The sequence below is a fragment of the Pannonibacter sp. XCT-53 genome, from assembly GCF_009915765.1.
Classification (GTDB): domain Bacteria; phylum Pseudomonadota; class Alphaproteobacteria; order Rhizobiales; family Stappiaceae; genus Pannonibacter; species Pannonibacter tanglangensis.
Genome location: NZ_JAABLQ010000001.1, coordinates 460942 through 473738 on the forward strand (window position 1 = coordinate 460942; position 12797 = coordinate 473738).

Here is a 12797-nt window from a genome sequence, read left to right on the forward strand (position 1 = left end):
CGCCGCACATGTTTTCCTTGCCTAAGCCGACAAAACGGCGCGACCATGACCTACCGCCCGATGGCGGGCGGCGGCGCGGCCTTGCGGCGCCAATCCTGTCGCAAACCGCGCTGGCACCCCAGGCCAACGGGAGGCAGCGGCATGACGGAACACAGGACACAGCCCAACGGGCAGACGGACGCCGGCGGCAGACACGCCGGGCCCCGGTGCATCGCCCTGCTCGGCCCCTTCGCAAGCGGCAAGACGACCCTGCTGGAGGCCATCCTGGCACGCACCGGGGCCTTGACGCGCCAGGGCAGCGTGGCCGCCGGCACCAGTGTCGGCGATGCCAGCCCGGAAGCCCGCGCGCACGGGATGAGCGTCGAGGTCAATGTGGCGGAGACCGACTATCTCGGGGACCGCTACACCTTTCTCGACTGTCCCGGATCGGTGGAGTTCCCGAGCGAGGCCCAGGGCGTGCTCGGCGGTGTCGACATGGCCGTGGTGGTGGCGGAAGCCGACGACAAGAAGATCCCGGCGCTGCAGCTCATCCTGAAGACACTGGAGGATCGCGGCATTCCCCGCGTGCTGTTCCTCAACAAGATCGACCGCACCGACCGGCGCGTGCGCGAGGTGCTGGCCGCCCTGCAGCCGGCGTCCGCCGTGCCGCTGGTGCTGCGCCAGATCCCGATCTGGAAGAACGGCATCGCGATGGGCTTCATCGACCTGGCGCTGGAACGGGCCTTTGTCTACCGGGAACATGCGGAAAGCCTGGTGATCGAGATGCCGGATGACGAGCACCAGCGCGAGGTCGAGGCCCGGTTCTCCATGCTGGAGCGGCTTGCGGACCACGACGATGTGCTGATGGAGGCCCTGCTCGAGGACATCGCGCCGGGACGGGAGCGGATCTTTGCCGATCTTGTCACCGAAATGCGGCAAGGCCTGATCTGTCCGGTGTTCATCGGATCGGCGGACCATGGCAACGGCATCCAGCGGCTGATGAAGGCGCTGCGCCACGAGGCACCAGGCATCGCGGCCACCCGGCATCGCCTTGACCTGCCGGCAGACTGCGACGCGGTGCAGGTGCTGAAGACACTCCACACCTCGCATGGCGGCAAGCTGTCGCTCGTGCGTGTCCTGTCCGGCCGCGTGAGCGACGCAACGGGTCTGGTCCGCGCCGATGGCAGCGAGGTGCGGGTCAGCGGCGTGTTTGCGCTCAACGGTCAGCAGACCGCCAAGCGTCCTCAGGGCGAGGCCGGCGAGACGGTGGCGCTGGGCAAGCTGGAGGGGGTGCAGACCGGCGAGACCCTCGGCCTCGGCCGCAAGGCGCCGCAGGTGGCCCGGTCCTGGATCCCTGAACCGGTCCTGTCCGTCGCGCTGGCGGCGGCCGAACGCAAGGATGAGGTCAAGCTGTCGGCCGCCCTTGCAAAGCTTCTGGAAGAAGACCCCGGCTTGCGGGTGACGCAGGGCGCGGAGACGGCCGAGACACGGCTGGAGGGGCAGGGCGAGATGCATCTGCGCGTCGCGCAGGAACGCCTGCGTGGCAAGTACGGACTTTCCCTGGACGTGCGCGCCCCGAAGGTCGCCTATCGCGAGACGATCCGCCAGGGCACGTCCGTGCGCGGCCGCCACAAGAAGCAGTCGGGCGGCCATGGCCAGTTCGGCGACGTTGCGCTCGACATCCGGCCGCTCGGTCGCGGCGAGGGGTTCCGCTTCTCGGACCGGATCACCGGGGGCGTGGTGCCGAAACAGTATATCCCGGCGGTGGGGGAGGGGGTTGCCGAGGCGCTTGCCACCGGTCCGCTCGGCTTCCCGCTGGTCGATCTTGCCGTGACCCTGACCGACGGCTCGTACCATTCGGTCGACAGTTCCGATCAGGCCTTCAAGATGGCCGCGATCCTGGCCATGCGCGAGGGCCTGCCGGCCTGCAGCCCTGTCCTGCTCGAGCCTGTGCACCAGGTGAAGGTGCTGTGTCCGAGCGAGGCCACGCCGCGCATCAACGCGATCATCTCGGCCCGCCGCGGCCAGTTGCTCGGCTTTGATGCAAGACCCGGCTGGCCGGGATGGGACGAGGTGCGCGCGCTGATCCCGGAAGCCGACATCACCGATCTGATCGTCGAGTTGCGCTCGGCCACGTCGGGGGTCGGAAGCTACACGCACCGCTTCGACCATCTGGCCGAACTGGTCGGCAAGGCGGCCGACCAGGTTGTCCAGCGCGCGGCGGCGCGCGCCGCCTGACCCCTGCTGCAGACACGGTCGGGCGGGGCTTCCTCGCGGCCTCACCCGACCGTGACTTGCGCGGAGCGGCCGCAGGCGGTTCCCATGCGGGCAGTTGCGGAACGGCATGCAAGGGAGCCTGCCCATGAACATCCTTCACAGACCCGGCTGGACCATCCCGGAGCACGAGGCCACTCCGGAAGCGGTCTTCTTCAACCGGCGCCAGGTGCTGGCGGGGCTTGGCCTTGCCGGCGGCATCCTGGGCGGGCTGATCCCCGGCCAGCTGCGCGCGCAGGAGGACCCGAGCGCCGGGCTCTATCCGGTCGCGCGCAATCCGGCCTTTACCCTGGACCGGGACCTCACGAACCCGGCCTTCGTCGAGACCTACAACAATTTCTACGAGTTCGGCTCGCACAAGCGCATTTCGGCCGCCGCGCAGCAGCTGTCGATCCGGCCCTGGACGGTGAAGCTCGACGGGCTCTGCGACAACCCGCAGGAGATCGGCATCGACGACCTGCTGAAGCGCATGCCGCTGGAAGAGCGGCTCTATCGGTTCCGCTGCGTCGAGGCCTGGGCGATGGCGGTGCCCTGGTCGGGCTTTGCCCTTGCCGAGCTGGTGAAGCTGGCCGCGCCGCGGGCCGAGGCGAAGTACGTGCGCATGGAAACCTTCCTCGACCCGTCGATTGCCCCCGGCCAGAAGGCGAGCTGGTACCCATGGCCCTATGTGGAGGGCCTGACGCTGGCCGAGGCCACCAACGAGCTGGCCTTCATGGCCACCGGTGTCTATGGCAAGCCGCTGCCGAAACAGTCCGGTGCGCCGATCCGGCTGGTGCTGCCGTGGAAATACGGCTTTAAGTCGATCAAGTCCGTGGTGCGCATCTCCTTCACCGACACGCGGCCGGTCTCGTTCTGGGAGGAGATCGCCGGCTCGGAATACGGGTTCTGGGCCAACGTGAACCCGGAGGTGCCGCATCCGCGCTGGAGCCAGGCCGACGAGGAGCTGCTGGGCACCGGCGAGCGCCGGCCCACGCTTCTGTTCAACGGCTATGGCGAGCAGGTCGCGGGTCTCTACAAGGGGCTTGAGGGCGAAAAGCTCTTCATGTGAGGCGACCCGGCACGCCACGGGGCACGGCGGCACTCGCGCGACCGGCCGGTCGGGCCTGTGCCGCCGGTTGCGACGGGGGCAGTCCGGGCGGGCGCAGGCTGGTCCCCTCGCCCTGCCAGCCGGCTCCGGATGCAGGACAAAAAAAAGCCGGGTCAAAGGACCCGGCAGTTATTTTTTGATCTCTCACAGCGGTGAAAGATCACCTTCCAGAGGGGAACAGCTGGCTGAATTGGCGTCGCTGGGAGGAGAGTGCGACGCCGCAGAACCAACAGTGATGCTTATATGCAGTGCACAAGCTGCCGAAACAAGTGGCAGAAGCGCAGATCTGCTATGCATCTGGCGGGTAGCTGGCGAAATCGTCATGCGTTTGTCGTCAAGTTCAGGTTGCGCTGCACAACGCTTGCCGTCCGCATGGGCAAATGCCTGTAAAATCAGCGTCTTCGGGTCAGTCTGTGGCCAGTCGTGCATCGGCGCTGGCTCGCCGGATTGCCCATGTTTCCGGCAAGAGGGCCAAAGTGTCGCAGCCGGACCGCGTGTCGGGCGGTCCGGTTTCGCGTTGCACTGCGGGAGAAAAAGGCTGGCTCAGTAGGACCAGCGCTCGGCCTTGGCGAGCAGGAAGTCGCGGAAGGCCGTGACGCGTGCGGTGTTCTTCAGCTCCGACGGATAGACGAAATAGGTGTCGAAGCTCGGAATCCGGTCCTCGATGTCCGTCAGGAGTTGAACCAGGCCGGCGTCGTTCTCGACCAGATAGTCGGGCAGGATGGCGATGCCGATGCCCTGCTGGATCGCCTTCTTGATGGCGACGACGTTGTTGACGCGCAGCACGACCCGGCGCGGCTCGGACGGGTCGCGGTCGGCCGTCTCCAGCCAGTTCATGTCGCGCAGATAGGCCGGCGCATGCTCGCCGAAGGTGACGAGGCGATGCTGGTCCAGCTCTTCCAGCGTGGCAGGCGTGCCGTAGCGCTTGAGGTAGGACGGCGAGGCGTAGACGTGGAAATGCACGGTGAACAGCTTGCGCTGGATCAGGTCCGGCTGGGTCGGCTGGCGCAGGCGAATGGCGATGTCCGCCTCGCGCATGGACAGGTCCAGTTCCGCATCATCGACGATCAGCCGCAGCTCCATGTCCGGATAGAGGTCGATGAACTCGTTGATGCGCGAGGTCAGCCAGGTCGAGCCGAGGCCCACCGTCGTGGTCACGCGCAGCACGCCGGTCGGCTTCTCGCGGCTGTCGGTCAGGCGCGTCTGCACGGCTTCGAGCTTCATCAGCACTTCGCGTGCCGTGCGGTAGAGCAGCTCCCCCTGCTCGGTGAGCAGGAGGCCGCGGGCATGGCGGTGGAACAGCGGCACGCCAAGATCCGCCTCAAGGGCGCTGACCTGACGGCTGACTGCGGACTGGCTCATGTTCAGGCTGTCGCCGGCATGGGTAAAGCTTCCCGCCTGCGCAGCAGCATGAAAGATCCGCAGCTTATCCCAATCCATCATTGGAGCCTCCGCTCGTGCCGGGCGCTGGACGCGCGCGGGAGGGCGATTCTGTCAGGCCTTCGTGCCCGGACCATGTTCCGCCAGAAATTTTTCCGCTTCAAGCGCTGCCATGCAGCCCATGCCGGCAGCCGTCACGGCCTGACGATACACGTCGTCCGTGACATCTCCGGCCGCGAAGACGCCGGGCACGGAGGTGCGGGTGGAATCGGCCTCGGTGAAGATGTAGTCGTTCGGCTTGAGCTGCAGCTGCCCGCGGAACAGATCGACCGACGGCGCGTGGCCGATGGCCACGAAGACGCCATCGGTGGCAAGGTCCTGCAGCGCGCCGGTCTTGACGTTCCGGATCCGGACCCCGGTCACGGCCTTGGGCATGCCACCCCCGAGGATCTGGTCGACGGCGCTGTCCCAGACCACGCTGATCTTCGGATGCCGGAACAGGCGCTCCTGCAGGATCCGCTCGGCGCGGAAGGTGTCGCGGCGGTGAATGACCGTGACCTTCGAGGCCAGATTGGCAAGGTACAGCGCTTCTTCGACCGCGCTGTTGCCGCCGCCGATGACCACAACCTCCTTGCCGCGGTAGAAGAAGCCGTCGCAGGTGGCGCAGGCCGACACGCCGGCCCCCATGAACTCCTGCTCCGAGGGCAGGCCGAGCCAGCGCGCCTGCGCCCCCGTGGCAATCACCAGTGCCTCGGCAAGGAAGATGGTGCCGCTGTCGGCAACGGCGCGGAACGGCCGGGAGGAGAGATCAACCTCGGTGATCGTGTCGTAGTGCAGCCGCGTGCCGACATGCTCGGCCTGCAGGCGCATCTGCTCCATCAGCCAGGGGCCCTGGATCGGCTCGGCGAAGCCCGGGTAGTTTTCCACGTCGGTGGTGATGGTGAGCTGGCCGCCCGGCTGGATGCCGGCGACAAGAACGGGCTCGAGCATGGCGCGGGCCGCATAGATCGCGGCCGTGTACCCGGCCGGTCCCGACCCGATGATGAGAAGCTTGACGTGCTGCGTGGTCATGCGAGCCCCCTTGGACGTTCCTGTGCCGGCCTCAAGGCTGGCTGGCAATCGTGCTTTGGCCGGCAGCCGCGCGCCGCAGGAGGGCGTCGCGAATGGCTGCGGCGATTTCCGGTGTGCTGTTCAGCGGCTCGTAGGTAGTGGTTTTGAGCGGCCCGGGGAAGGGGTGAAGGATGCCGTTCTTGGCCAGTTCGGACAAAAACTTTCCAATCTTGGCGTGGCCGCCGCCGGGATGAAACACGTGGACGGCGCGGCCGGTTGCGGCCGCCTCGCCGATCATGTTGGTGCTGTCGGCCGTGACGACGATGGCCTCGGCGCGGGCCAGCATGGCGGCGAGCGGATTGTCGCCCGTGCCATCCCAGAAGAAATGGCCCCCTCTCGCCGACAGGTCCACCAGCGCGCGCGCAAGCGCGGGCGGCGTCCGCCGCGAGGTGGTGATCATCAGCCGGGCCCCGATGCGCGCCCATGTCTCCAGACCGCTGACCAGCGCATGGACGTCGGCATCCGAGAACCGGTGGTGCCGGCTGTCTCCGCCGACGAGGACGGCGACGCGCGGATGGGCAATGCCGTCAAGCCGCGGATCCGGCGTCGCGCTGGCGCGGGCGAGACGGGCCGCGCTCATCCGATGCGGCGCGGTCAGGGTCACCATCACGTTGTCGCCGCGCAGGCGGTCATGCGTGCTGACCCAGATGAAGTCGGCCGTCGCCGGTCCGGTGCGCGGATCCTTGAGGAAAACGGTGAAGGTGTAGCCGTCGCTGATCCGCTTCAGGCGCTTGAGATAGGGCACGGCCCGGCGTCCGGAGGCGATGGCCAGACGCGGGAACGGCGGGGCGAGGGGACTGCCCGGCCTCAGCTCGCTCTCGCGCGGATCGATCGGCCCGTAGGGCATGGCCCAGGTGAAGGGCGCGCGCGGGCGGACCACCCGGCGCTCGTAGGCAAGCCCCAGCGCCTCGGCAACGCCGATGCATTGCGCCTCGTCGCCAGCCTTGCCGTCGGTCAGGATCCAGACCGGGGCGGAGCCGCCGGAAATGGCGGTTTCGAGTTCTTTCTTATTCATCGGGCTTTTTGTTATAGTCTTGCAGAACCGCCAAAAAAATTTTACTTCCGGCTTCATGTACGCGGGCAAGCCAGAGAGTCGCAAGGCCTCAGCCACGGGACAAGGCCGGCAGAGCCCTCCAGCCCCGGTCCAGGAGACCACCCGCCCCTATCGAGATGGAGAGATTCTTGAAAGCTCGGCTTGATGCCATCGATTGGCACATCCTGAAAGAACTACAGCAGGATGGGCGGATGACCAACGTTGAACTCGCCCGGCGCGTGGGGATATCCGCGCCGCCCTGTCTGCGCCGTGTCCGTGCCCTGGAGGAGGCCGGACTCATTCGCGGTTACCGGACGCTGCTCGACGAGAAGCAGCTGGGCTACGAGGTCACGGCCTTCGCCATGGTGGGCCTGCACAGCCAGACGGAAGGCGACCTGATCGCCTTCGAGCAGACCGTGAACAACTGGCCGATCGTCCGGGAGTGCTACATGCTGTCCGGCGAGGTGGATTTCCTGCTGAAGTGCGTCGCCCCCGACCTGCAGACCTTCCAGAATTTCATCATTCGCGAGCTGACCGCCGCCCCCAACGTCGACAGCGTGCGCACCGCGCTCACCATCCGGCGCACCAAGGACGAGGCGATGGTGCCGATTTCCAAGTGAGAGTGACCAAACACGGTTGTGGCCGCAACTGGCCATTTGACAAACTTTGCCAAACCCTGCCAAACTTTGCCGGTGTTCCTGGAGGACTTTGGTCATGGCGACGATGAATGTCTCGCTTCCGGATCCCATGAAGGAGTGGGTGGAGGCGCAGGCTGGTTCGGGGCGTTACAGCAACGCGAGTGATTATGTGCGTGACTTGATCCGTCGCGACCAGGAGCGCTGCGGCAAGATTGCCCATATGCAGATGCTCGTTACCGAAGGTCTGGAAAGCGGCGTCAGTGACCAATCTATGGCCGACATCCTGAAGACTGTGCGTCATCGCGTCCGGACGGATCCGTCTTCGGATGGCCTATAGGCTCACACGCAAGGCCGCGGACGATATCACGCGGATTGTGATCGAAGGGGCTATGCAGTTTGGCGAAGCGCAGGCCGCACGCTATCATGGTTTGCTGGAAAACGTCTTCGAACTGATTGCAGCCAATCCGCATGTGGCGCGGGAACGTCATGAAATCAGCCCGCCTGTCCGCGTTTATCCGGTCCGGTCTCATCTCGTGATCTATGTCGTCGACGACCGCAATGATGTGCTGATCATTCGCGTGCGCCACGGGCATGAGGACTGGACGCAGAACCTGTCGGGTGAATAGACGACAAGACCTTCCTGTTCCGGACAGGGTTACAGTCGGCAGCAACCTTGCAGGTCATGTGGACGGCGTTACGCGACATCCTGCGGTGGCGATGCATAAAGCATTGAAATTGCTCGGAAGCCATAGAGACTTCGATACCCCTCGATCAGCGAACCGCCTTGAGGGCCTGTGCCATTGCCCCGTGTGCCAACAAAAAATGCCCGCGAAGCCGCGGGCATTTTCATGCAAGGACGCCGGATATCCGGGTGTCAGACGAACTGGATGTTCTCGATCTCGTACGAGCGCGAGCCGCCCGGAGCCGAAACTTCCACGGTGTCGCCAACCGACTTGCCGATGAGCGCACGGGCAATCGGAGAGGAAATCGAGATCTTGCCCTGCTTCACGTCGGCCTCGACATCGCCGACGATCATGTACTTCTTCTCTTCCTCGGTGTCCTCGTCGATCAGCGTCACGGTCGCGCCGAACTTGACGGTGGTGCCGGACAGCTTGGAGACGTCGATGATCTCGGCGCGGCCGAGCTTGTCCTCGAGCTCCGCAATGCGGCCCTCGTTGTGGCTCTGGGCTTCCTTGGCCGCATGATACTCGGCGTTTTCCGACAGATCGCCGTGCGCACGGGCCTCGGAAATCGCCTCAACGATCCGGGGACGCTCGACCGACGTGCGCTCCTTCAGTTCGGACTGCAGCATCGCATAGCCGGCAGCCGTCATCGGGATCTTTTCCATTGGTCCTGGACCTTCACGTACCATGGCCCGCACCGAGGGCGCGGGCCGAAAGAACATAAAAAACACGCTCCGGCCGGACATGTTCCAGTCCGGCCCGAGTGTGGATGAATAGAGCCTTAGCCGAAGTAGGACTGCAGGGGTCTAACTTCAAGGCCGCCGGTTTTATACGCCTCGATGCCCCTTGCCGCTGCCACGGCCCCGGCGAGGGTCGTGTAGTAGGGCACCTTGTGCAGGAGGGCAGCGCGACGCATCGAACGGCTGTCGGACAGGGCCTGCGCGCCTTCGGTCGTGTTGAAGACGAGCTGGACCTCTCCATTCTTGATAGCATCAACGATGTGCGGGCGGCCTTCAAGCACCTTGTTGACCTTTGTGCAGGCAATTCCCTGTTCTGCAAGGTAGCGCTGCGTGCCGCTGGTGGCGATGATGCGGAAGCCCAGCCGCTCCAGACGGCGGACCGCATCGACGACGCCGGTCTTGTCCTGGTCGCGCATCGAGACAAACACCGTGCCTCCGACCGGGACGCCGGTGCCGGCGCCGATCTGCGACTTGGCGAAGGCCGAGGCGAAGGAGCCGTTGAGGCCCATGACCTCGCCGGTCGACCGCATCTCGGGGCCGAGGATCGTGTCGACGCCCGGGAACCGGGCGAAGGGGAACACGGCTTCCTTGACCGCCACATGCGTCAGCGTCTTCTCCGTCAGGTTGAAGGACGCGAGGCTTTCGCCGGCCATCACGCGGCTGGCGATCTTGGCGATCGGCAGGCCGATGGTCTTGGCGACGAAAGGCACGGTGCGCGAGGCGCGCGGGTTCACCTCCAGCACGAAGATCTCGCCGTCGCGGATCGCGTACTGGACGTTCATCAGGCCGCCGACCTCGAGCGCCTTGGCAAGGGCCACCGTCTGGCGCTTGAGCTCGTCGATCAGCTCGGCCGAGAGCGAGTAGGGCGGCAGCGAGCAGGCGCTGTCGCCGGAGTGGATCCCGGCCTCCTCGATGTGCTCCATGATGCCGCAGACGAACACGTCCTTGCCGTCGGACAGGGCGTCCACGTCAACTTCGATGGCGCCGTCGAGATACCGGTCGAACAGCAGCGGATTGGTGCCGAGCAGCGTGTTGATCTGGCCGGTCTTGTCGTTCGGGTACTTGGCGCGGATCTCTCCCGGCACCAGCTCCGGCAGGGTGCCGAGCAGGTAGGAGTTGAGGGCTTCCTCGTCCCGGATGATCTGCATGGCACGGCCGCCCAGAACGTAGGACGGACGCACCACCAGCGGCAGGCCGAGCTGGCCGGCAATCAGGCGGCCCTGCTCGACGGAATAGGCGATGCCGTTCTGCGGCTGCTTCAGGCCGATCTTGGTCAGGAGACGCTGGAACCGGTCCCGGTCCTCGGCAAGGTCGATCATGTCGGGCGAGGTGCCGAGGATCGGCACGTTGGCCTTCACGAGGGCCTGGGCCAGCTTCAAGGGCGTCTGGCCGCCGAACTGGACGATCACGCCGTGCAGGGTGCCGTTGGACTGTTCGACGCGGATGATCTCCAGCACGTCCTCCGGGGTCAGCGGCTCGAAGTAGAGCCGGTCGGACGTGTCGTAGTCCGTGGAGACCGTTTCCGGGTTGCAGTTGACCATGATCGATTCATAGCCGGCATCTTCCAGGGCGAAGGCGGCATGGCAGCAGCAGTAGTCGAACTCGATGCCCTGGCCGATGCGGTTCGGGCCACCGCCGAGGATGACGACCTTCTTGCGGTCCGAGGGCATCGCCTCGCTGACCGGAGCGCCTGCGAACGGGGTCTCGTAGGTCGAGTACATGTAGGCCGTCGGCGAGGCAAATTCGGCCGCGCAGGTGTCGATGCGCTTGTAGACCGGATGCACGCCGAGATCGGCGCGGCGCTTGGCAACCGCGTCGGCATCGAGGCCCGAGAGCGAGCCGAGGCGCGCGTCCGAGAAGCCCATGGCCTTGAGACGACGCAGCATTTCCGCCGACTGCGGCAGTCCGTTGGCGCGCACCTTCGCTTCCATCTCGATGATGCCGGCGATCTGCTCGAGGAACCAGGGGTCGATGCCGCAGATGGCATAGATCTGGTCGAGCGGCATGCCGAGACGGATGGCCTGGGCGACGTTGAGCAGACGGGTCGGTGTCGGCGTGGAGATGGCCGCGCGGATGGCGTTCTGGTCGTCACCCTGGCCAAGGCCCGGGATCTCGACTTCATCGAGGCCGGTGAGACCGGTCTCCAGCCCGCGCAGGGCCTTCTGCAGGCTTTCGGGGAAGGTCCTGCCGATGGCCATGACCTCGCCGACCGACTTCATGGCCGTGGTCAGCGTCGGCACGGAGCCCGGGAACTTCTCGAAGGCGAAGCGCGGGATCTTGGTGACGATGTAGTCGATCGTCGGCTCGAACGAGGCCGGCGTCGCGCCGCCGGTGATGTCGTTCTCCAGCTCGTCCAGCGTGTAGCCGACCGCGAGCTTGGCCGCGACCTTGGCGATCGGGAAGCCGGTCGCCTTCGAGGCGAGGGCGGAGGAGCGCGACACGCGCGGGTTCATCTCGATGACGACAAGGCGGCCGTTTTCCGGATTGACGGCGAACTGCACGTTCGACCCGCCCGTCTCGACGCCGATCTCGCGCAGCACCGCAATCGAGGCGTCGCGCATGATCTGGTATTCCTTGTCGGTCAGCGTCAGCGCCGGCGCGACCGTGATGGAATCCCCCGTGTGCACGCCCATCGGGTCGATGTTCTCGATGGAGCAGATGATGATGCAGTTGTCCGCCTTGTCGCGGACGACTTCCATCTCGTACTCCTTCCAGCCCAGCAGGCTCTCGTCGATCAGGATCTGGCCAACCGGCGAGGCGTCGATGCCCGAGCGGGCGATCGTCTCGAATTCCTCGCGGTTGTAGGCCACGCCGCCGCCCGTGCCGCCGAGCGTGTAGGCGGGACGGATGATGGCCGGCAGGCCGATCTCGTCGAGGGCCTTCATGGCTTCCTGGAAGCCGGCGCTGCGGTCGTAGCCGATGATCTTGCCGTTGGCATCGCGGATCGCGGGCGAGGAGGCGATCGAGGCGCGCGGGTTCTCCAGCCCGATGGCATCCATCGCAGCGCGGAACTTCTCGCGGTCCTCCGCCTTCTCGATGACCTCGGCACGGGCACCGATCATCTCCACGCCGAACTTCTCGAGAATGCCTTCCCGCTCCAGATCAAGCGCGCAGTTCAGCGCGGTCTGTCCGCCCATGGTCGGCAGGAGCGCGTCGGGGCGTTCCTTCTCGATGATCTTCGCCACGACTTCCGGCGTGATCGGTTCGATGTAGGTGGCATCCGCCAGATCCGGGTCCGTCATGATCGTCGCCGGATTGGAGTTGACGAGGATGATTCGATACCCTTCCTCGCGCAGCGCCTTGCAGGCCTGGGTGCCCGAATAGTCGAACTCGCAGGCCTGGCCGATGACGATCGGACCGGCGCCGATGATCAGGATGGAGGAGATGTCTGTGCGTTTGGGCATCGTGGCTCGCATCGTCCCGTCGCCGCGCCTTGAAGCGCGGACGTGAGGGCTCGTCCAAGAGGATTACACTGGTGGCTGAGCGCGCCTTATAGGCAATAAACTCCGAGGATGAAACCCCGGATCGCATCAATCCAAGTCTGAGGCGGGCGCTCCGTCCGCCGGGCGGGGCGGAAGGTTGGCTGCCGTGGTTGCCGTTCCGTCAAAATCGCCGATCCCCTGGCTCAGCGCGTAGCAGGCGAGGCGGACGGATTTCGGGATCTCGACCGGCCGCCCGTCGCGATGGCCCTTCTCGTAATACTGGATCATGCGCTTCTTCAGGCCGAGGCGTTCCGCAGCCTCCTTCTGCTTGAGGCCAAGGGCGCGGCGCCAGTCGCGGAACTGGTCCGGCGTCATCACGGGCGGGCGCGGGGATTTCTTCGTCTCTGCCATCACTGGGTCCCGGGTGGCATGGTCTGGCCGGCGGGACATC

The 12797-nt window shown here is 65.9% G+C and carries 11 protein-coding genes; 5 read left to right on the forward strand and 6 right to left on the reverse strand.

Annotated elements, in window-relative coordinates:
• The first annotated feature begins 141 nt into the window (after positions 1-141).
• Entirely contained in the window at positions 142-2217 is a 2076-nt protein-coding gene (locus GWI72_RS02165) for an elongation factor G (protein ID WP_161707760.1), read from the forward strand.
• A gap of 124 nt (positions 2218-2341) precedes the next feature.
• Complete coding sequence (gene msrP, locus GWI72_RS02170) at positions 2342-3301, forward strand: protein-methionine-sulfoxide reductase catalytic subunit MsrP (RefSeq protein WP_161675338.1); 960 nt, start codon at positions 2342-2344, stop codon at positions 3299-3301.
• A gap of 582 nt (positions 3302-3883) precedes the next feature.
• On the opposite strand, the gene GWI72_RS02175 is transcribed toward msrP, so the two are convergent.
• From GWI72_RS02175 to GWI72_RS02185, 3 genes are read right to left on the reverse strand one after another with little or no spacing between them, the layout of a single operon-like run.
• Positions 3884-4780: a LysR family transcriptional regulator gene (locus tag GWI72_RS02175; RefSeq protein ID WP_161676094.1), complete on the reverse strand. Its 897-nt coding sequence runs from the start codon at positions 4778-4780 to the stop codon at positions 3884-3886.
• Between the two features lie 54 nt (positions 4781-4834).
• Positions 4835-5791, reverse strand: a complete 957-nt coding sequence (gene trxB / locus GWI72_RS02180; RefSeq protein ID WP_161707761.1) for a thioredoxin-disulfide reductase — start codon at positions 5789-5791, stop codon at positions 4835-4837.
• A gap of 31 nt (positions 5792-5822) precedes the next feature.
• Positions 5823-6845 carry a mitochondrial fission ELM1 family protein gene (locus GWI72_RS02185; protein WP_161675342.1) on the reverse strand — a complete coding sequence of 341 codons (1023 nt, stop codon included), beginning with the start codon at positions 6843-6845 and terminating at the stop codon, positions 5823-5825.
• A gap of 167 nt (positions 6846-7012) precedes the next feature.
• Here GWI72_RS02185 and GWI72_RS02190 point away from each other — a divergent pair, with 167 nt between their 5' ends.
• From GWI72_RS02190 to GWI72_RS02200, 3 genes are all read left to right on the forward strand, one after another.
• Positions 7013-7483 carry an Lrp/AsnC family transcriptional regulator gene (locus GWI72_RS02190; protein WP_161675344.1) on the forward strand — a complete coding sequence of 157 codons (471 nt, stop codon included), beginning with the start codon at positions 7013-7015 and terminating at the stop codon, positions 7481-7483.
• 94 nt (positions 7484-7577) lie between these two features.
• Entirely contained in the window at positions 7578-7838 is a 261-nt protein-coding gene (locus tag GWI72_RS02195; RefSeq protein WP_161675346.1) for a type II toxin-antitoxin system ParD family antitoxin, read from the forward strand.
• Positions 7828-8127, forward strand: coding sequence for a type II toxin-antitoxin system RelE/ParE family toxin (locus tag GWI72_RS02200; RefSeq protein WP_161675348.1), 300 nt, complete (start codon positions 7828-7830; stop codon positions 8125-8127). Before GWI72_RS02195 ends, GWI72_RS02200 begins: the two co-directional genes overlap by 11 nt.
• Before the next feature lie 248 nt (positions 8128-8375).
• Here the strand turns inward: GWI72_RS02200 and greA are convergent, their stop codons facing one another.
• The 3 genes from greA to GWI72_RS02215 form a co-directional block, all read right to left on the reverse strand.
• Positions 8376-8849 (reverse strand): transcription elongation factor GreA, encoded by a 474-nt coding sequence (gene greA, locus GWI72_RS02205; RefSeq protein ID WP_161675350.1) that lies wholly within the window; start codon positions 8847-8849, stop codon positions 8376-8378.
• Positions 8850-8965: 116 nt separating this feature from the next.
• A complete protein-coding gene (gene carB / locus GWI72_RS02210) occupies positions 8966-12328 on the reverse strand; it encodes a carbamoyl-phosphate synthase large subunit (protein WP_161675352.1) in 3363 nt (1120 codons plus the stop codon).
• Between the two features lie 126 nt (positions 12329-12454).
• The gene (locus tag GWI72_RS02215; protein WP_208995747.1) at positions 12455-12757 is read right to left on the reverse strand and encodes a helix-turn-helix domain-containing protein; all 303 of its coding nucleotides are present in this window, start codon (positions 12755-12757) and stop codon (positions 12455-12457) included.
• Positions 12758-12797 lie beyond the last annotated feature (40 nt).